This window comes from Vibrio rotiferianus (assembly GCF_002214395.1).
In the GTDB taxonomy this organism is placed as follows: Bacteria; Pseudomonadota; Gammaproteobacteria; order Enterobacterales; family Vibrionaceae; genus Vibrio; species Vibrio rotiferianus.
This window is the reverse complement of record NZ_CP018311.1, coordinates 251,669-270,184: the sequence shown is the minus strand read 5'-3', so window position 1 is coordinate 270,184 and position 18,516 is coordinate 251,669. Positions and strand designations below refer to the sequence as shown.

The following is an 18,516-nucleotide window of genomic DNA, read 5'->3' as shown; positions in this document are numbered from 1 at the left end:
TATAATTTTTACACCTTTATATTCTTCTCTTCTGAGTGAATTTAAGCAAATAGAAACTGTGTGACATTTAAACGATAAAGTGTGCTACTGATGATTGGTTCTTATTTTTCAATGGCTTATCTTGATTCTGCGCTGTCAATAAAATTGACGCTCACTGTGAAACGTTTAGAAGTCGAATAAATACTCGCTTAATTTATCAGCCAGCCAACTCATTGCTGGGTGTTCTGTTTGGCCATTTGGAACAAACATACAGTAGTCTTCTTGCTTCAAACCATACGTATGTTTGATCACCGCAAGCTTCTGATGTCGCAAGTAATGTCGGATCAACGGCTCGGGTAAAACGCCCCATGCGTCTTCTTCCAAAATGGTGTTGAGCATATAGTCAAAACTTGAAAAACCAATATATCGAGTAGAAAAGGGTTGCAGTTCAGGGTTGTCTTTCTCGTTCAAATACACCATCAGAGCTTGCATTTGGTTACGTAGGTCTTCATCGGTTACACGACGCATTTTGCTTAAACGGTGATCGAAGCTGCACACCGACATCATGCGAATTTTACCCAACGGGTTATAAACGATATGTGGGTCATCAACGCGTTCATAATCGACCCCAAACGCAAAGTCGACTTGTTGGGTACTCACTAAATTGGCTAAGTCACCACTGGACGCTAGGATCAAGTTGAATGTCGTTGAGGGGAAGCGGTTATTAAGCGTATGAGATAGCTCTTGCCACAAGTCATCAGGTAAAGAGTCATCTCGGGCAACCCAAACTTCAGCGTTGAAACCATCTGAGACTTGGGCACAAGTTTTCTTGATGCGTTGTGCGGTAACGAGCAAACTCTCACAATCTTTATAGATAGCTTTACCGGCTTCAGATAGGTTGAGTTGGTTGCCAGTACGGTTGAACAGTTCGACATCTAGGTCTTTCTCTAAGGCTTTTATCGCCATACTGAGCTTAGTACGGTTGCAGTCGAGTTGACGCGCGGCCTCCGATACGGAGCCATATTCGGCGATGGTACAAAAAGCTTCGACTTGAGTTAAGTTCATGATTAAAAAAGACCTAAACTAAAATGATAAGAACCGATAACGTAGATGAATGCGCGAACTAACGCCTAGAAAGATTATCGAAAAAAACACGGATTCGCCAGATAAGTCTATGGTGTTTTGGCGTTTTTGCGGTAATCTATGGGGGTTACAAGAAGTGAACATGGAGGCCACGATGGCACAAGATTGGGACGGCTTAGCAAAGAATTGGGAATCTAACCCAGCAACAGAACAATTTGCTCAGTCGGTGTTTGCACAGTTACAACAGCTTACTCAGCTTGATGGCATTAAAGTATTGGATTTTGGATGTGGGACAGGACAGTTAAGCCAACTGTTGTCACCATCCGCAAAAGAGATCGTGGCGCTAGATGCATCGGAAGCCATGATTGAAGAGCTTGATAAGAAAGAGCTAGATAATGTAGAGCCAATTGTTGATGCATTGACTCGTGGTTTGGTCGCTCAGCACCCAGCATTCCGTGGTCAGTTTGACCTAGTCGTTGCTTCTTCAGTGCTGGCTTTTATCGAAGACTACGAAACGTCTCTTGAGATTGCTCACTCGCTGCTAAACGCTGGTGGTCACTTCGTGCATTTTGACTGGATCGCGGATTCAGCAAAAGAAGGTTTCACGCTAGCGAAGTCAGAGATCGCTCTTATCAAAGCAGGCTTTACTGAGGTAGAAACGAAGAAGGTCTTCGAAATTACATCAGACGGCCATACAATGTCAGTGTTGATGGGTATAGGTCGCCGTTAATTCCCGATAAAGAACATAAGAAAAGCGAGCTAGGTAGCTCGCTTTTTTGTTGCCTTTGATTCGCTAGACAAACGTGAGTTTTCGAATTTCTTCCAGGACTTCTGGGTTCGAAATCGCACCTAAGTTCTCGACTTCCTTACCATTAATGACTTGTTTGACGGCAAGTTCCACCAGTTTACCTGAACGTGTTTTAGGAATGTCACTGATGGAGAATACTCGGCTTGGTACATGCCTTGGCGAGCAGGACGTTTTGAGTCGTGATTTAATTTCGGCAACTAATCCGTCATCTAAAGTGACACCAGAAGCGGTCTGCACAAATAGCCAAATTTGTTCGTTTCGATCGACCTCTTTACCTACAGCGATAGAATCTACGATGCCTTCAAGAGCATTCACTTGCTGATAAATTTCCGCAGTACCGATGCGCACACCGCCAGGGTTCAACAATGCATCGCTGCGACCATAGAAAATGAGCCCACCTTTGGCGCTTCGTTCTACATCATCACCGTGGTGCCAGATATTATCGAACTTGTCCCAATAGGCATTGTGGTAACGCTCGCCTGAATCGTCCCAAAAGCCGACAGGGAAGTTAGGCATGGAATTGGTGCAGACTAACTCACCGCGCTGTTCATTCACGCTTTGACCCTGTGAGTCGAACACTTGAACATCAATGCCCAAGCCAGCGTACTGGCACTCACCACGATAAACAGGCGAGATAGGGTTGCCTAATACAAAGCAACCACAGATGTCTGTGCCGCCTGAGATGGAAGCCAAATGGAGGTCTTGCTTGATGTGTTGATACACGTAATCAAACTGTTCTGGATAAAGCACAGATCCAGTAGAGCAGAGTGTTCTTAAATTAGGGAGTGAGTAATCTTTGATGGGTGACAGTCCGGCTTTTTCTATCGCTTCTAGATACTTGGCGGCAGTGCCAAAGAGACACACCTCTGCTCGCTGTGCTAAATCCCACAAAACATCAGGCGTTGGATGAACCGGGCTACCATCAAAGATCACCAAACATGCGCCGCTTGCAAGGGCAGACACGTGCCAGTTCCACATCATCCAGCCACAAGTTGTGTAGTAAAAAACACGATCTTTAGGCTGAATATCTGAATGAAGTTGGTGCTCTTTTAGGTGATTGATAATCGTGCCGCCAACCGAATGGACAATGCACTTAGGCTTGCCTGTCGTGCCGGAGGAATAAAGCACGAACAACGGGCTATTGAATTCAACGCGAGTGTAATGAAGCGGAGCAGGGGAGTATTGATTTATGACGTTTTGCCAATCGTGAGTACAAACGTCACATTCAAGCGAATGAGGTTTGAGGTAACCGATCTGACACACTTGTTTGAGTCCATCAAGGTGATCCGCGATATGATGGTTCTTCTCCGACATATCGAAGGTTTTGTCATTGAAGGTATAACCATCGCAGGTGAACAGGACTTTTGGCTTCACTTGTCCGAAGCGCTCAATAACGCTTTCCACGCCAAAATCAGGGGAGGTAGACGTCCAAGTCGCGCCTAAGCTGGTGGTGGCTAGCATTGCAGTAACGGTTTGTGGCATATGCGGTAAATAGCCTGCAACCACATCACCTTGCTTGATGCCGCACTCTACTAACCATTGCTGAACGCTCGAGACCTCATCACACAGCTCTTTCCATGTGTAGGTCTGTTTATCACCGCGTTCATTTTCGAACCAAATTGCCAGCTCATCGGCTTGTTTCTCTGCCAAGCTGAGTAGATTCTCTGCATAGTTAACTTGTGCTTGAGGGAACCACACGGTATCACGGTTTGACATAGGCGATTGCCAGCGGCTCTCACCTTGCGTTTTGATTGTATTTCCTTGCGTTCCAATCAAGTCACAAAACTGCCAAACCTCTTTCCAAAAATGCTCGTTGTGCTCCAAAGACCATTGGTGCAAATCAGAGTAGTTTTTGAGCTCGAAACCCTGTCGATTAATGTGTTCGATAAACTGCGTGATATTGGCTTGCTCGATTCGATCTTCCGTCGGCTGCCAGACTCTGGTGCTCTCGCGCATAGTTCCCTCTATAACAAAGTTTTAACGTTTTCAGTCTGAAGTGAAGCTTCAACAAAGTCAAACCAATGAGTGAATGTGGCTTTTTAGTTATATCAAGGTGTTAAGTGCTAATGTAAAGAAAATGTTACACCTAAATTTTGATTGAAAAATGGCCAGGGGATTGGAAGGTGAAAAGAGTGTAGATAGGCTTAATGTAAGGGATTTGTTAACGGAGATGTGCAATGACTCAGTATCATTCAAAACCCGTCGATCAGGATGGAAGGGTGGAATGGAGCCATGAAGAGGATGCCATTTGGCGCGACTTGGTAACCAGACAAATGAGCGTGATTCAAGACCGTGCATGCGAGGCGTATCTGCATGGACTTAAGCTGCTTGATTTACCTCTGGACCGAGTGCCACAACTGCCCGAAATCAATCGTGTTTTGATGGAGACCACGGGCTGGCAAGTGGAGCCAGTGCCAGCGTTGATCGACTTTGATCGTTTCTTCAATCTGCTTGGCAACAAACGCTTCCCAGTCGCGACGTTTTTGAGAACGCGAGAAGAGTTTGATTACCTACAAGAGCCGGATTTCTTCCATGAGATTTTTGGTCATTGCGCCATGCTCACCAACCCTGATTTCGCCGCCTTTACCGAGCACTACGGACAGCTTGGACAGGCCGCGACACCGAAGCAGCGAGGGTACCTTGCGCGTCTATATTGGTTTACAGTCGAGTTCGGCTTGGTCCGAGAAGGTAATCAAACCAAAATTTATGGTGGCGGAATCCTTTCATCTCCGGGAGAAACCATCTATTCGTTGGAAAGCGACATCGCGATTCGAGACGAATTCGATCTTCAAACAGTGCTAAGAACCCCTTACCGTATCGATATCATGCAGCCGAAATACTACGTGATTGAAGAGTTGTCCCAGCTTTTCCAAATTAGCCAACTGAATTTATTGAAACAAGCCGATCTAGCGATTGAAGCCGGATTGCTTCCACCACTTTTTGAACCAAAGGAACCTGCTCATGTTGAATGAACAAAAATGCGAAGCTTGTAGTATCGATGCCATTGCACTTAGTAAAGAGGAACAACAGTCTTTGCTGCTGCAATTGTCTGATTGGCAGATCATTGAGAGAGATGAGATTCCTCAACTTGAGAAGGTCTATAAGTTTAAGAACTTCAAACAAGCGTGGGCGTTTAGCAACAAGATTGCTGAGCTTGCAGAAGATGAATTCCATCACCCATCTATCTTGTTAGAGTGGGGCAAAGTGACCATCACTTGGTGGAGCCATTCCATCAAAGGTCTGCATAAGAACGACTTTATCTGCGCTTCGAAATGCGATGCGTTGGCGATTGAAGAATAGAGCTGAGTGATTAAAGAGAGATTCCGGACATCTCGTTCCTCGATTCCGGAATGACGTTGGTAGTGATGGTACTACTTGGAGGTGGAAGAGAGCTTTTCCACTTTGCAGGCTAGTATCGTTCTAAACTGTTAGGTTAGCTTCCGTCATTCTCGAGATCGACGAAGGAGCGAGTCGGGAATCTCACTCTCAAACAATGCTCAATCGTTATAAACAAAAAGCGCCCGGATTGAATTTCGGGCGCTTTAGTTTTAATTTTGTTGCCTTGAAGCTTGGGTATTAAAGCTCAATTCGAAACACAGATGTTGTCCCCGACACTTCATTACCAACCGCAATAAAGTGTTGTCCGTTACGAGCAAAGTAGTTGATTGACTCTGGCGCCAAATCACCTGCTTTTGGGTTGTAAGTGTTGTTCGCACATTCGCTATCTTCCACTTTCGTACAAACTGGTTGGCTGTAATCACGACGGTTTACGTAATGCAGGAATTGCGCTTGTTTCGGGTCGGTAATGTCATAAATCATGATGCCGCCTTGACGCTCCAAGCCGATGAACGCGTAATGACGACCATTGATTTGTGCCACTTCAATCGCTTCCGGCTCAATGCCTTTGTCGTCACTGCGGTCATCGCCGCTGTCATTGCTATCGTTAGTGCTGTTGAAGTTCTTACCTTCATTCATCAATGCGATGGTCGCGAAATCGTCACCACTATCGAAAACCAACTCACCGTTTTCATCCCAAATAGAGAATGAACGGGCACCATACGCTTGAACGTTGTCTTGCGCAGAAAGTGTTTGTTCAGGTTTAATCACTTTTAGACGCGCGAGTTGTTTGTTGTCCTTTAGTGCTTCTGCCAATGGGTGGCCTGCTGCTACTTTCAGCTTCTTACCGCGTACCTCATCAACATGGCTTAAACAGGTGCCTAGCTCAGAAGTATATTCATCTGTACCGAAGTAATCGTCTTCATCCCACTTAAAGCCCGCTTGGTCACATAGCTCTTGTGTTGTTTTGAAGCCATATTCGCGACCGTCACCTTCGTTGGCAGAGAGGATGTACGTTTTACCGTTTACGGAGTAGCTGTCGAGGGTATCTGGCATGTACAGACCAACCAGCTGAGGGTAGCTCTTAAAGTTGCCAATGATTTTGTCTTTGTTCGAAGCATCCAGTTTTGAGTCAGACCAAGATTTCTCGCCCAGACCCACAATCTTCTCTACCGATTTGCTTTCTGGGTTTACGATTGCCATCGCATTGTTCTCTTGCAGTGCAACGTAGATTTTGCCGTTGTCTGCAAAAGTGAGGTATTCCGGCTCTAGATCCTGCGCCACCGTGGCATTTGGGCCTGAGATTCGAACACCAGCAGGCAATTCAGACTTACGTGCACCATCGAACTCATTGAAACCAATCTGCGTGACTTCCGCTTGGTTTATGCCTTGGCTCAAGTCAATCAGCGTGATGCTGCCTTCTGGGTCGACACTGTAGTCACCATTTGGCTCACCTTCGTTTGCTGTTGCGATGTACCTGCCGTCTTTTGAGAAGCCAACCATGTCCGGCAGTGCGCCAGTAGGGAAGGTGGTGAGCAGTGACAAATCATCCGAGCGGTACAAACCAACAATACCATTTGCTTGTTTATCGCTGTTTTCAATCGCAACAGCAACTAAACCATTAAAGACTGCAACGCTGTTTGCCGCACCAATTTCAACGTCTGCCGCTTCGCCCGCGCTGTTGAGATCAATGAATGCGGTTTGTGTTGGTGCGCCGTTGTCATCAATAGAAAGCACATCGACACGTTTCGCTTGAGCGTTGACCACATAAAGCTTGTCAGTACACGCATCATATTGAACGATTTCTGCTGCTGATGTGTCGAATGGTGCATCAGCGATAGACGTTCCCACAAAGGTCAAACCTTGGATGGATGCCTCTCCCGCAACAGGTGCTACCGATGCTTTACATTGGGCTGTAAACGAAGAGAGAGAATCGTCAGGTTGAGATGAACATGCGATGGCAAGTGAAGATAATGCCAATACGCCTATTGCCTTAAATGGGGTGGTCATGATATTTCCTTATTAAACGGATACAATGTCACTCAATGCACTTAAATTAGATATCTATTCATTCACTACAACAGTGAGAAATAGCGCATTGATTGAAGTGTTATGAGGGTCTGTTGATCTTTCGCGGTTAAATTTTGTTCGGATGGGGACGCCTAGTCAAAATCGTTTTAGGCGAGGCAAGGAGTGTGTCGCCTAGTCGTTCTAAGCAAATACTCCTTAACAAAGCATGAAACGATTTTAGCCGAACCCTCCGGGCAGCGTTTGTTGGTCATTTCTACCGCGTTATCGACTTCTCATGTAGGCTAGCTACATAGCAAAGTCTCTGCCTTGTATAAATATCCAACAATTCGCTGCAAAAATCAGCTCGAAAGGTCAACAGACCCTAAGTAAGGCTCTGAATATATTTATGATTTATGACCTTTGTATTGGCTTTTTATGAAACAAATGTGTCACTGTTTATCCAATGTTACTTGGGAAAGTAAAGGCACTAGGAAATAGAAATAATGGAACTTAAAGTATTTTTGGATGCGCTAGCGGCATCACCTGAGACAGTAGAATTCGAAACGACAATGGCAGTAATTGAAGCGAACTACGAGTTTACGCCAACGGCCTTTGTGAATGGTGAAACCCAGAATAATGCAGGTGAGAACAACGGTTCATGCAAGATCTTCGCTTTTGGTCAACTGAATAACCTAAGCAAAGAGGCAACGTTGGCGTGTTTTGGTCGTTTCTACCGAGAAGATGTGTTGGCGTACCCAGAGAATAACGACCATCAAAACATTCGTAACTTTATGGTGACGGGTTGGCATGGCGTGAAGTTTGAATCCCAAGCATTAGCTCAGAAATAGCGCGCTAATAGTCTCGATTTCAATGACAAGCCGGTCAGCAAAGAACGACTAACTAGGCGACTGGCTTTTTCTCCAAACACTTACGACATAAACAAAGCTGTCCTGCCTCTGGCTTTGGTAAATCTCTGGTCTCGATATCAAAGCACCAACACGTCTCTTTCCCCGCAGCAATATCGCAGTGCGCGTTCGTGCCACACTCAGGACAAGAGTGGGTTGAATCATTTCCAACCAATTGTTCGATGATGGCGTCTCGTTGAGCATCAGACTTATTTTTCCACTGAACGATTTCTTCCACAGTTCGGTGGCAACCAGAACAGATCCCGCCATTGTTTTTACAGGCCGCGCGGCAAGGTGACTTCATTATTTTTCTCGTAGTACTTTCCAGTAAGCGGCGTACTTTAACATGAAATTGTGATGCGGGAAGCTCAATCCGTGATTCAACAACACATCCATTAAGTGAATAAATACTAGCCAAATTTATATGGAATGATAAACTGTATGCTCGAAGTTTGAGGAGCTGGTATGTTTAAGTTATTGGTTGAGCGCTTGTTTAAGACAACGGTAGTTGTATCTCTAGGTTTCATCTTGAGTGGATGTGCTGGTGGCCCTGTCGTCAGTGCGACGAAATTCACCAGTTATGAAGATTTTCGTCCTGGTCCAGAGGGTGGGGTCGATCTCGTTTGGGCGAGAGTAGGCTTGCGCGATGCTACTCGTTTGAAAGAGAAAATGGATGATTACGACAGCGTGGTAATTGACCGAGTAATGGTTGTGGTTCAAGAATCTGAGCTCGATGATGAAGAAATCCAAGAGCTGACAACTTACATGGTCGATCAGCTAAAAGCGCGCATCTCACCCGTCAAAAAGATTGTCGACCAACCTGGTGAAAAAACACTTCGTTTGAGTATTGCGGTCAGTAATGTGGAAACGCCGAATCCTGTCCTTGCTGTCACTTCAAGTATTCTGCCAGTTGGTTTAGGGATCTCTACCATCTCAAAAATCACGACAGGTGAGCACACCAATGTAGGTTCCGCGACAGTGGAGTTACTTGTGAGTGATTCTGAGAGTGATACGCCGCTGTTTGCTGCAATTGATCGCCAAGCAGGGAACAAAGACTTCTCTACCATGATTGATTCTTTAGACGACGCCAAAGATGCAATTAACTGGTGGGTCGATCGCTTGGGTGTTACTCTTAGCCAAGATGTATCCCAACAGACCCCGTAGTATATGTTAGAAAAAGAAAACCTTATCAAACTCGCTCGAATGCAAATGCCGTTTGGCAAATACGCTGGGCGTGTACTTATTGATCTCCCAGAAGAATACCTACTCTGGTTCGATAAAAAAGGTTTTCCGGAAGGGGAGCTAGGTGACTTGTTGAAACTCTGCCTTGCATTAAAAATTGAAGGCCTAGACAGTGTTGTTAAGCCTTTAAAGCGCATGTAATCTGCCACAGCAACTCCCCATTTTTAAATAAAAGAATGTCCATGAATTTTGATATCAATGCACTGAAACACCATCAACTCGTCGAAGATGGCCAACTAGAAGGGTGTTACCTTCATCAGCCCGCTCAAGGTAGTCAGCAAAATGACAAAGCCGTTTTGGCAGAACGCCAAGCGTTGGAGAAGATGGGGTACAAGGTAATACAGGTTAAAGCCAAAGGCGGGACAACAACGTTTGCCGAAGCGATGCAAGAGTTTGCAAAGAAGACTGGTCACCAGCCTAATTAGTAAGTGAATGGGGCTGGGGCTTTTTACATCAGTTAGTTAGCTCCTGCTGTCACCATTTTGTCCATTCGTGAGTTACCACAATAAAGGTTTCCCCAATGTGGACTTTGGACACGTTTTACAACACTGCTTGGCCCTAAAATGAAGGGGTTAGATTCGGTTATGAAGCCGTTTAAGTACGCCCCTTTCCTACGATATTAGAGACAGAAACCACCATCCCCCTAACTTATTAGAGAGTCGAAGCAAGCTAATTTGTTTGCTGACAGACCTACACACGATAGTGGAAATTTGCAATATAAGTTTGTCTTGCTATCGGCATCAGGTAATCGGCGTATTGTGCGGATCTGTAATTTTATTTCTCGTCGCTATGCGAGGATATTTATGACCCCACAAGAACAAGAACTTATTCAAAAATTGGCTGATAAAATGCGTGTTAATCAAAGCAACGCAAAAGATGCCGCAGCCGCTCAGCTAATCCAAGAGCAGATCGCATCTCAATCCGACATTGTTTATCGTCTTACACAAGTCGCTCTGGCGCAAGAAGTTGCACTCAAAGATCTAAAAGAACGTAACGAGTATTTGCAACGCAATGCAGATTTTTATAAACAAGAATCTAACAGAGGTAGCCTGTACCGTATGTTTGGCAGGGCCAGCACACCACCGTTGCCACCTCAGCCTGCTTACCGTCCTAGTGCCTTTGGCGGCTTCATGCAAACAGCTGCCGGTGTTGCCACTGGGATGGTTGCGGGAAGTGCATTAAGTCATCTTTTATTTGGCGGTGAGCATAGTTCACCGATGGTGGAAGATGTTACCAACAACACCATCATTGAGCAGCCTGAAGAAAGCGCAGACTCCCAAATAGATCCCTCACAGAATACCTCTAGTCAACCAACTGATACAGCAGATAACAGTGGGGGCTTTCTGGATGGCACCGATGGTTATACGCAGGATTACACAGGTGGAGGTTGGAGCCAAAATTCAGGTTTTGATGATAATTCGGCTTTTCAATCGTCAGGTCTTGATGATGGTAACGCGTTTAATGATGATACGCTCACAAATAATGATGCTGATAGCTTTGGTGGGGGGAGTAGCTTTTTTGGTGGCGATGAGATCGACTTTGGCGATGATGATAGCTTGTTCTGAATCATGAAAGCTGAGACAGCGTCGTTAAACCACTAATTAATAGTAACCAAATACTCAAATAATCGCTGCTTAGTCAGCGGTTTTTTGTATCTAGTCTTGTATACCCATATACGTAAAAAAGCCCCGCTTAGTCCAAGGCTGTCAAGCGGACTAGGCGAGGCAAAAAGAACAGCTAGGAACTCTGTTCTTTGATGGTGTCTGGAAACGAATAGTTGAATCGTCTCCGAAATAAATTTTAGGAATTTCTGACGCTGTTTTGTCAGCGAAATGTCACGACTCTACATCATGCCGGCAAGCTTATTTTTTATTTTTGAACAATAGCTTAGGAAGCAATCGGACTTTGTAGGAATCGGCGAAGTGTTCTGACGAAAGGCACAAAAAACTCGCTATGTAAGCGAGTTTTCTGTCAATTGAAGTTCTGGATTAATGTCGACGTTGAGGGCCGTGACGAACGATGTCTTTACCGTGTTCGTAAACATGTTGAGAAACCCAACGGCCAAGAACCAGTTGATGCTTGTCATCTAGTACCGCTACAAATGGGCGGCCATCTGTGTTGTTTGTCGCTAGTGCTACGCCTGCGACGCCTTCAAGGCCTAGCGCACCACTTTCAACTAGGTGTAGGAAAGCTTCTAGCTCTTCCAATGTTTCGATAACGTGATTATCAATATTCATTGTCTTCAATCTCTTCGAATTGTAGATACTCTATTGGCGCGTACTCTACCTAAGTTGCAGTGAGAAACCAAGCAACGATTTGATTGGAATAGCCGAGGTCGCGGGGTAAAGAGGAGCGTATCTCATATTTGTCGGCAATTGGGCGTCGTGAGCTTGGGCTGGTCATATCTGCAACATAATAAAATTTGGCTTTGTGATGCTAAGTTGTTGTAAATTCGAGTACTAACCTCAGAGTTTTACCATTAAAGGGAACAGCCCAATGAAGAAAGTACTAATTACAGGTTTTGAACCGTTTGGTGGTGAATCCATCAATCCCGCTTTGGAGTCGGTAAAACGACTCGACGGGAAAAAACTCAATGGTGGGGAAATTGTTGTTTGCCAAGTGCCTGTAACGCGTTACGAATCCATCGATACTGTGATTAGTGCTATTGAGCAACACCAACCAGATATTGTGATTACAGTAGGGCAAGCGGCAGGACGCGCAGCGATTACGCCAGAACGTGTAGCGATTAATATCGATGATTTTCGTATTCCCGATAATGGTGGTCATCAACCAATCGATCAGCCCATTGTTTCTAGTGGTCCAGATGCGTATTTTACTACATTGCCGATTAAAGCGATGACTAGTGCTCTTCAACACGCAAACATCCCATGCCAAGTTTCGAATACCGCAGGGACATTTGTCTGTAATCACCTCTTTTATGGTGTTCAGCATTACTTACGTGATAAATCCATTCGTCATGGGTTTGTTCATATCCCACTTTTACCTGAGCAAGATGCGTCAGGAAATCAGCCTACCATGTCACTAGGCGTTATTGTTGAGTGGCTCAAGCTATTGGCTCAAGCCGCTATTGATAATGAAGCTGATATTGCCGTCACTGCTGGCCAAATCTGCTAACAAACAGAGTTAACTTGAGTATTTAAGCAAACACCGAGCGAAGACATGCTCGGTGTTTTTGTATCTGTTAAGTCGCTCAAATTATGTTCGTTATGAAAGGAGTAGCATTAATTCATCAAGTAGAGGAGTTGACTCTCATTCTGGTTGGTGTCCCATTCAATAAAAAAGGCGAACTTTCATGAAAAGCAATAGAAGTAAGATCATTGCGCTTTCCTCTGCGGTTGTTTTCGCTTTGGCTATTGCTGCCCTAAAATTCGAAAACACCCTTGGACTGCTTCCTATCCTTATCGCTATTGGCGCGTTTTTTACTTGCGTCATTCATACCAGCATGCATCTTTCTGGTGTGGGAAATGCAGATACGTTTGGCTATTACGAACGCTCGCAGCGAACAAAGGCGAAAGCATTACATAAAGGCTTAGATTCCCGCGATAAAAAGCGTTGAAGCAAGTTACATTCTCCGTATACTTTGGCAAAGCATTTAAAGCACAAGCTTGTCGGAGAAAAGCATGTCACACCGAGTACCTACTAACATACTGACGGGATTTCTTGGCGTCGGTAAAACCACGACCATTCTGAACTTACTGAAAAACAAACCAGAAAACGAAAACTGGGCTGTGTTAGTGAATGAGTTTGGTGAGATAGGTATCGATGGCGCGATGATGACCGACCAAGGAGCGCTGATCAAAGAAGTACCGGGCGGCTGCATGTGCTGTACGGCAGGTGTCCCTATGTCTGTTGGTATCACGGCTTTGCTGCGTCAAAATCCAGATCGCCTTCTTATTGAGCCAACGGGGTTAGGCCACCCCAAGCAAGTCATAGCCACACTGACTTCTGAGCAATACTTGCCATACGTTGACCTTAAAGCAACTATCGCGCTTGTGGATCCGCGCCATTTAAGTGACGAAAAGTACCTATCAAATAAGAACTTTGTTGATCAATTAGATAGCGCAGATGTGGTCATCGGTAGCAAGGTCGATCTGTGTACCAGTCATGACATTGACGTATTCAACAATTGGGTAACCGACCAAACGCCTTCAAAAGTGTTCAGTAAGCTGATTCACGATGGTGACTTACCGATTGAAGTGTTGGACATCGAACGCGTGCACGGTAGTGCATCTTCCCACATTGAAGCTCATCACCATGACCATGCACATCAAGAGCCACAATTCCAATTGCCTCCTGGTGAAGCCTTTATCCGTAAAGAGAACAAAGGGCAGGGTTACTTTAGTTGTGGTTGGTTGTTTGGTGCAGAATATACGTTCAATTTCGACCAACTGTTCTCAATGCTATCTGAACTAACGGCTGAACGTGTGAAAGCGGTGATGAACACAGATCAAGGTTGTTACGCGTTTAATGTAGCAAATGGCGTTGTATCCGTTAACCAAATGAGTCTAGAGGGTTTCGAATCACGTCTAGAGGTCATTGACTCGCAATTGATGCCTTGGGATCAGTTAGAAGCGATCCTGCTAAAGCTCTGCGGAATTGCTGATTAATAACGCATAGGTTGGTGCTTAGTAAAAAAGTGAGATAAATCACTGGAATTCGGGTATAGTGCACCGCTAAAATTTTTATAGCTATTTAGTGATTTGTTTAAGGAATACGCTCAATGTCATTTTCATCTCAAGGTTTTGCGCCAGAAGTGGTAAAAGCACTGGCAGAATGCGGTTATGAGAAGTTAACGCCAATTCAACAGAAGGCGATTCCAATGGCTCGTAAAGGTCATGATATCTTTGCAACTGCGCAAACGGGTACAGGTAAAACAGCCGCGTTTTCTCTGCCTATGATTCAACAGTTGTTAGAATCTGGTCGCAGCGCATCTCGCAAAACTGCACGTGCACTGATCATGGCTCCTACTCGTGAGCTAGCAGAGCAAATCGCGGACAATATCAAAGCATACACTAAGTACACAGACCTATCGGTTGCCGCAATCTTTGGTGGCCGTAAGATGTCTTCTCAAGTGACGGCGCTAGAAGGTGGCGTGGATATTCTTGTTGCGACGCCTGGTCGTCTAGAAGAGCACATCGAGCAAGGCAACGTATCCGTAGCAAACATCGAGTTTCTTGTGTTTGATGAAGCGGACCGTATTCTTGATATGGGCTTTATCCATGCTGTACGTAAAATCATGATGGATGTGGATACAGACCCACAAATCATGATGTTCTCAGCAACAACATCGAGCCAGTTGAATCTATTGGCGAAAGACATCCTTCGCAAGCCAAAGCGTATTGAAGTAGAGCGTGCAAACACAACGGCACAAACTATCGCACACGTACTTTACCCAGTGGATCAAGAGCGCAAGACTGAGCTTCTTTCTGAGCTGATTGGTCGTAAGAACTGGAAGCAAGTATTGGTGTTTGTGAACTACAAAGAGACCGCGAACGATGTTGTAAAAGAGCTTAAGCTAGATGGCATCAAAGCCGTTGTGTGTCACGGTGACCGTGCACAAAGCGCACGTCGTCGCGCGTTAGAAGAGTTCAAAACGGGTAAAGCTCGCGTAATGGTTGCAACAGATGTAGCAGCACGTGGTCTGGATATTGAAGATCTACCACACGTGGTGAACTATGACATGCCATTCCTAGCAGAAGATTACGTTCACCGTATTGGTCGTACAGGTCGTGCGGGTAAACAAGGTCACGCCGTATCATTTGTTAACCGCGAAGAAGAGTTAACTGTGGTGCAGGTTGAAAACCTAATTCAACAACACATTCGTCGTATCGAGTTAGCGGGTTACGAGCCAAAGCAGCGTGAATCTTACATCGAGAAGCTAAACTCAAAGCCTGCGTTCAAGAACCGTCAAGGTCGTCGTAATAACCCGAACCAATCGGCAACAGACCAAGGTTCAGCAGAGCGCCGCCTAGCAATGGTAAAACGCCTAAAAGCGCGTCGTTCTTCTAACTAATCGAACAAAATTAAAAACGCCCCTTACTCAGGGGCGTTTTTATTACAATTGGCATAAGAATACTAATTTATGCCAGTTAGGTTTGGCTCTCCACGATAAATCACTCGGTCGTTACCTCTGTTTACCCCGAAAGTGACAATAACCGGGGGATCTTCTTCACCATTGCTAGCGTTATCCCAGTTATAACGCAGCCAAGGCAAATTATTTGCACCGTTGGCTAGATCTAGATGGAACTTAACTTGTTCGCGGGATGGCGTCGTTTGCGATGCAAGAACTTGTAGCGTGCGGCCTACTACAAGGCTCCCATCACCAGAAAGCGAAGCGGTCGATGTTGTGCCATCAGACCACAAGATATCAGAGCGACTATGTGTACTATCAAAGCCCGTCTGGCTGTCACTGAAGTTCGTGGTGAAGCGACCATTCTCCCAATATTCTACATCTAAAGGCACTTTGATCTGCTGGCCTTGAGGTCCACCAACATCTCTAAATTTTAAGCGACCAAATCTAACATCCGGTTGGGTTGTCAGGATATGCGAGTCGTCGAAGAACTCGAATTTATCTACTTTGCTTAAGTAGGTTAGGCCAATTTTACTGAGTGTTGCATGGCTTCCTGTGTTGAATGGCCCATCGGGGTAGCTTCCTCCAATGTCGTCCTTTTCCCAGCAGGCACTGTTTGAACAGTCGTATTTCGACCCAGATGATTTGATAAGAAACGTACCAATACTTCTGCTTGCTAAGTCACTCCATTGCACCTGAGTAGGGCTAGGTGGCACAAACCTATTGGTATAGTTGCTAAGCTCTCCCAAGGTGAAGTTTTGTTGTTTCTTAGGTGCAAAATAGGCATAGTTTGCCACGTCAGACTTGTTCGCGTTTAATGCTACAACGGTATAGCTAACACTCGTAAGCGGCTGGTTCATATAAACAAAAGATTGACCAGATGGGTACTCCCAGTTCTGGTTAATGACTTTGAAATGCTTTGGATAGAATCGACCTACGTGTCGATAGCCCTGGTTAATATCACTGTTCGCAACATCAACCTTTATGGTCAAGCTGCCGACCTCATTCCAGTATAACTGGTCAAATACATAACCAAGCCCAGCGTTTTGGTGATTAAGCTTACTTAACCCCATTAGCCCTTCTAATAGAACTGTCTGATTAGCTGCGTTCTGAGTCGGAGTATGTTGTTCACTCGATAACTTGATGCTGGCAGAAGGGGAACCGGAATTCATGAAGTTTGAGGTTACGCGGATACTATCACCACAGTACGCAGTAGTGTTGATAGGAGCACTTAAGGAGCCTCCAGACTGCCAAACAATAGGCTTACTAAACAGAGAAAATAGCTCACTTGCCGCGACAAACCCTGCGCCATCACTTGAGGTGCCCGAGGGTAAAGCTGCGTTCTCGCCGTTTGGGCAGATAGCAAAGGTCCAAGGCCTTGACTGAACGAGGAACTGGCCGGTTACTTCACTGTGACCGCTTTCAGGGCATTTGGCGAATCCAGTACAGTCGAATGTATCGGTTAATTGGATATTAAACGAACCTGATTCATAAGTAATTAGGCTAGTATTGGATACACCGTGTTTGAACTCTGGCTGGTAGTTAAGATCACCCAGCGAGCCATTTGTCGGTGAAACGACAGATGGGGTGATAGTTGGGATTGCAGAATAATTTGAGGCTTCGACTGCCTCTCCTTCTTCTGTACAGGCGAGAATGCGTGTATTGATTGTCTCGGGCTTGCCTGCAACAACTTGAATTTCCCCAACAGGAATTCCAGGGTCGAGAGAATATGCTTCAAATATAAATGGCTTAAACTTAAACTCTGCGAGTTTAGATTGCGTGCGATCTGTCACTAATTCTGCTGTGACACTGTAAGTCTTATCAAAATCGACATTTTCAATTTGGTTTGGTTTGACTTTAATTTGAACGACTAGCTCGCCAGAATCATTGGATGTAAACAACCAAGGGTTAGTTGAGTCTTGTGAAGCTCCGGAGATCATTATCACGTCGAAGAAATCAGAATCGGCAATCGACAGTTGAACCTGCAGGCTTTCGCCAATGGCATTGTTTTTGGTCTTAATAGTAAAGGTTGGCGGTTCATCACCACACATTAATGCTAAATCATCTTCAGGGGAGATGGTAAGTTCATATTCATCATCGACTGGCGGTAGTATTGGACACGTTGGCTTTACTGGCGCGGGGCATACCCACGAGGCTTGATTACTGTAACCACAGTCACTCGTAGAATCAGTGCCACAGTATTGTAAAAGCTTATTCTCACTAATGGTATGTGATGAGATAGAACCACATACACTCGAATTATTGAAATACGAGTTACTGTGGGTTATTACGGCGATATGAGGCGCATAAACGTTACTGTTTTTGAAATCAGCAGTTAGACCGACAGACGTTACCTTTCCAAATACATCGACACCCTGAATCGATACAGCATGATGAGCGCTAATATCTCCAGTGATATGGTGATCATTGCCTTTGACGGTGATTTTTTCACCCTTCGATGTGACTAGACCACACACATTAGTATCTTTCAAATCAATACTACTATGAATAACCACATCACCATTAACCACGCTATTATTTGCGATGAGAGAGCCCCCTGCAGAAGCCGAGGCAGGTAGGTGAGTGGTATCGCCATCAATGGCGCTGTTTTCTAGCACGATGCTATAGTCTGATGTTAATGAACCAAATACCGTGCCATGGCTAATATATATGCCATCAGAGTGCTTATTGTTTGCACCACCACTTAATGCTTTGAGATTTATATTCTTTAACGGGGTTCCGACAAAGTTGTTCTTCACTAATGTGATAGAACGATGTGCTTGCAGGGTGATATCTGAGTTGGAGTCTAAGCTCGAAATTAAAGAAGCACCTTTTGGAAAAGTGATATCGCCTTCGCAGTGATAGACAGCACCGTCACCACTGATACTAAATCCGCTACTGTTGCTGCAAAGCGGGCGAAGGGAGTCAATATCATTAAGATCATATTGTGTTGCACTAACATACAAAGGGAGTAGTGCTAGAGTTGTGCTAAAGCTTCGAAAAAGCATCATTAAGTATCCTATTTCCGTGGAACTCAATGGCATCAAGCAAAGGTGGAAAGG

18 protein-coding genes are annotated in these 18,516 nt (G+C 45.0%); 12 read left to right on the top strand and 6 right to left on the bottom strand.

The window, feature by feature from the left end:
- Positions 1 to 165: 165 nt before the first annotated feature.
- Positions 166 to 1,044 carry a LysR family transcriptional regulator gene (locus BSZ04_RS01390; RefSeq protein ID WP_010451387.1) on the bottom strand — a complete coding sequence of 293 codons (879 nt, stop codon included), beginning with the start codon at positions 1,042 to 1,044 and terminating at the stop codon, positions 166 to 168.
- 49 nt (positions 1,045 to 1,093) lie between these two features.
- Between BSZ04_RS01390 and BSZ04_RS01385 the strand changes: the two genes are divergently transcribed.
- Positions 1,094 to 1,792 (top strand): class I SAM-dependent DNA methyltransferase, encoded by a 699-nt coding sequence (locus BSZ04_RS01385; protein ID WP_162531021.1) that lies wholly within the window; start codon positions 1,094 to 1,096, stop codon positions 1,790 to 1,792.
- A 63-nt stretch (positions 1,793 to 1,855) separates the two neighbouring features.
- Here BSZ04_RS01385 and BSZ04_RS01380 read toward each other — a convergent pair whose 3' ends face one another.
- Positions 1,856 to 3,826 carry an acetoacetate--CoA ligase gene (locus BSZ04_RS01380; RefSeq protein WP_088879290.1) on the bottom strand — a complete coding sequence of 657 codons (1,971 nt, stop codon included), beginning with the start codon at positions 3,824 to 3,826 and terminating at the stop codon, positions 1,856 to 1,858.
- Between the two features lie 221 nt (positions 3,827 to 4,047).
- Between BSZ04_RS01380 and phhA the strand changes: the two genes are divergently transcribed.
- Positions 4,048 to 4,842: a phenylalanine 4-monooxygenase gene (gene phhA / locus BSZ04_RS01370; protein WP_088879289.1), complete on the top strand. Its 795-nt coding sequence runs from the start codon at positions 4,048 to 4,050 to the stop codon at positions 4,840 to 4,842.
- Positions 4,832 to 5,170 carry a 4a-hydroxytetrahydrobiopterin dehydratase gene (locus tag BSZ04_RS01365; RefSeq protein WP_005433587.1) on the top strand — a complete coding sequence of 113 codons (339 nt, stop codon included), beginning with the start codon at positions 4,832 to 4,834 and terminating at the stop codon, positions 5,168 to 5,170. The genes phhA and BSZ04_RS01365 overlap by 11 nt, the downstream gene beginning before the upstream one ends.
- A gap of 276 nt (positions 5,171 to 5,446) precedes the next feature.
- Here BSZ04_RS01365 and BSZ04_RS01360 read toward each other — a convergent pair whose 3' ends face one another.
- The gene (locus BSZ04_RS01360; protein WP_162531020.1) at positions 5,447 to 7,216 is read right to left on the bottom strand and encodes a choice-of-anchor I family protein; all 1,770 of its coding nucleotides are present in this window, start codon (positions 7,214 to 7,216) and stop codon (positions 5,447 to 5,449) included.
- Between the two features lie 503 nt (positions 7,217 to 7,719).
- Between BSZ04_RS01360 and BSZ04_RS01350 the strand changes: the two genes are divergently transcribed.
- A complete protein-coding gene (locus tag BSZ04_RS01350) occupies positions 7,720 to 8,064 on the top strand; it encodes a HopJ type III effector protein (protein ID WP_045386777.1) in 345 nt (114 codons plus the stop codon).
- A 52-nt stretch (positions 8,065 to 8,116) separates the two neighbouring features.
- Here BSZ04_RS01350 and BSZ04_RS01345 read toward each other — a convergent pair whose 3' ends face one another.
- Positions 8,117 to 8,425 (bottom strand): cysteine-rich CWC family protein, encoded by a 309-nt coding sequence (locus tag BSZ04_RS01345; protein WP_012129093.1) that lies wholly within the window; start codon positions 8,423 to 8,425, stop codon positions 8,117 to 8,119.
- Positions 8,426 to 8,586: 161 nt separating this feature from the next.
- Between BSZ04_RS01345 and BSZ04_RS01340 the strand changes: the two genes are divergently transcribed.
- The 4 genes from BSZ04_RS01340 (at position 8,587) to BSZ04_RS01325 (ending at position 10,928) form a co-directional block, all read left to right on the top strand.
- The gene (locus BSZ04_RS01340) at positions 8,587 to 9,285 is read left to right on the top strand and encodes a DUF3313 domain-containing protein (RefSeq protein ID WP_088879288.1); all 699 of its coding nucleotides are present in this window, start codon (positions 8,587 to 8,589) and stop codon (positions 9,283 to 9,285) included.
- Positions 9,286 to 9,288: 3 nt separating this feature from the next.
- Positions 9,289 to 9,504, top strand: coding sequence for a DUF3820 family protein (locus tag BSZ04_RS01335; RefSeq protein WP_010451398.1), 216 nt, complete (start codon positions 9,289 to 9,291; stop codon positions 9,502 to 9,504).
- Between the two features lie 41 nt (positions 9,505 to 9,545).
- The gene (locus tag BSZ04_RS01330; protein WP_088879287.1) at positions 9,546 to 9,788 is read left to right on the top strand and encodes a hypothetical protein; all 243 of its coding nucleotides are present in this window, start codon (positions 9,546 to 9,548) and stop codon (positions 9,786 to 9,788) included.
- Between the two features lie 378 nt (positions 9,789 to 10,166).
- A complete protein-coding gene (locus BSZ04_RS01325) occupies positions 10,167 to 10,928 on the top strand; it encodes a DUF2076 domain-containing protein (protein ID WP_088879286.1) in 762 nt (253 codons plus the stop codon).
- A 423-nt stretch (positions 10,929 to 11,351) separates the two neighbouring features.
- On the opposite strand, the gene BSZ04_RS01320 is transcribed toward BSZ04_RS01325, so the two are convergent.
- Positions 11,352 to 11,600, bottom strand: coding sequence for a hypothetical protein (locus tag BSZ04_RS01320; RefSeq protein ID WP_010451403.1), 249 nt, complete (start codon positions 11,598 to 11,600; stop codon positions 11,352 to 11,354).
- Positions 11,601 to 11,859: 259 nt separating this feature from the next.
- Here BSZ04_RS01320 and pcp point away from each other — a divergent pair, with 259 nt between their 5' ends.
- The 4 genes from pcp to BSZ04_RS01300 all read left to right on the top strand — a co-directional run bounded on the left by pcp (position 11,860) and on the right by BSZ04_RS01300 (position 15,397).
- Positions 11,860 to 12,498, top strand: a complete 639-nt coding sequence (gene pcp / locus BSZ04_RS01315) for a pyroglutamyl-peptidase I (RefSeq protein WP_088879285.1) — start codon at positions 11,860 to 11,862, stop codon at positions 12,496 to 12,498.
- A gap of 178 nt (positions 12,499 to 12,676) precedes the next feature.
- Positions 12,677 to 12,940 (top strand): hypothetical protein, encoded by a 264-nt coding sequence (locus tag BSZ04_RS01310; RefSeq protein WP_010451409.1) that lies wholly within the window; start codon positions 12,677 to 12,679, stop codon positions 12,938 to 12,940.
- A 64-nt stretch (positions 12,941 to 13,004) separates the two neighbouring features.
- Entirely contained in the window at positions 13,005 to 13,991 is a 987-nt protein-coding gene (locus BSZ04_RS01305; protein WP_088879284.1) for a CobW family GTP-binding protein, read from the top strand.
- A gap of 113 nt (positions 13,992 to 14,104) precedes the next feature.
- Complete coding sequence (locus BSZ04_RS01300) at positions 14,105 to 15,397, top strand: DEAD/DEAH box helicase (protein ID WP_010451415.1); 1,293 nt, start codon at positions 14,105 to 14,107, stop codon at positions 15,395 to 15,397.
- A gap of 62 nt (positions 15,398 to 15,459) precedes the next feature.
- Here BSZ04_RS01300 and BSZ04_RS01295 read toward each other — a convergent pair whose 3' ends face one another.
- A complete protein-coding gene (locus BSZ04_RS01295; RefSeq protein WP_088879283.1) occupies positions 15,460 to 18,465 on the bottom strand; it encodes a DUF6701 domain-containing protein in 3,006 nt (1,001 codons plus the stop codon).
- Positions 18,466 to 18,516: the final 51 nt, after the last annotated feature.

Excerpts from the sequence above, each read along its gene's own strand:
- BSZ04_RS01390 (WP_010451387.1), bottom strand. The coding sequence starts at position 1,044 with ATGAACTTAACTCAAGTCGAAGCTTTTTGTACCATCGCCGAATATGGC.
- BSZ04_RS01385 (WP_162531021.1), top strand. The coding sequence starts at position 1,094 with ATGCGCGAACTAACGCCTAGAAAGATTATCGAAAAAAACACGGATTCG.
- BSZ04_RS01380 (WP_088879290.1), bottom strand. The coding sequence starts at position 3,826 with ATGCGCGAGAGCACCAGAGTCTGGCAGCCGACGGAAGATCGAATCGAG.
- phhA (WP_088879289.1), top strand. The coding sequence starts at position 4,048 with ATGACTCAGTATCATTCAAAACCCGTCGATCAGGATGGAAGGGTGGAA.
- BSZ04_RS01365 (WP_005433587.1), top strand. The coding sequence starts at position 4,832 with ATGTTGAATGAACAAAAATGCGAAGCTTGTAGTATCGATGCCATTGCA.
- BSZ04_RS01360 (WP_162531020.1), bottom strand. The coding sequence starts at position 7,216 with ATGACCACCCCATTTAAGGCAATAGGCGTATTGGCATTATCTTCACTT.
- BSZ04_RS01350 (WP_045386777.1), top strand. The coding sequence starts at position 7,720 with ATGGAACTTAAAGTATTTTTGGATGCGCTAGCGGCATCACCTGAGACA.
- BSZ04_RS01345 (WP_012129093.1), bottom strand. The coding sequence starts at position 8,425 with ATGAAGTCACCTTGCCGCGCGGCCTGTAAAAACAATGGCGGGATCTGT.
- BSZ04_RS01340 (WP_088879288.1), top strand. The coding sequence starts at position 8,587 with ATGTTTAAGTTATTGGTTGAGCGCTTGTTTAAGACAACGGTAGTTGTA.
- BSZ04_RS01335 (WP_010451398.1), top strand. The coding sequence starts at position 9,289 with ATGTTAGAAAAAGAAAACCTTATCAAACTCGCTCGAATGCAAATGCCG.
- BSZ04_RS01330 (WP_088879287.1), top strand. The coding sequence starts at position 9,546 with ATGAATTTTGATATCAATGCACTGAAACACCATCAACTCGTCGAAGAT.
- BSZ04_RS01325 (WP_088879286.1), top strand. The coding sequence starts at position 10,167 with ATGACCCCACAAGAACAAGAACTTATTCAAAAATTGGCTGATAAAATG.
- BSZ04_RS01320 (WP_010451403.1), bottom strand. The coding sequence starts at position 11,600 with ATGAATATTGATAATCACGTTATCGAAACATTGGAAGAGCTAGAAGCT.
- pcp (WP_088879285.1), top strand. The coding sequence starts at position 11,860 with ATGAAGAAAGTACTAATTACAGGTTTTGAACCGTTTGGTGGTGAATCC.
- BSZ04_RS01310 (WP_010451409.1), top strand. The coding sequence starts at position 12,677 with ATGAAAAGCAATAGAAGTAAGATCATTGCGCTTTCCTCTGCGGTTGTT.
- BSZ04_RS01305 (WP_088879284.1), top strand. The coding sequence starts at position 13,005 with ATGTCACACCGAGTACCTACTAACATACTGACGGGATTTCTTGGCGTC.
- BSZ04_RS01300 (WP_010451415.1), top strand. The coding sequence starts at position 14,105 with ATGTCATTTTCATCTCAAGGTTTTGCGCCAGAAGTGGTAAAAGCACTG.
- BSZ04_RS01295 (WP_088879283.1), bottom strand. The coding sequence starts at position 18,465 with ATGATGCTTTTTCGAAGCTTTAGCACAACTCTAGCACTACTCCCTTTG.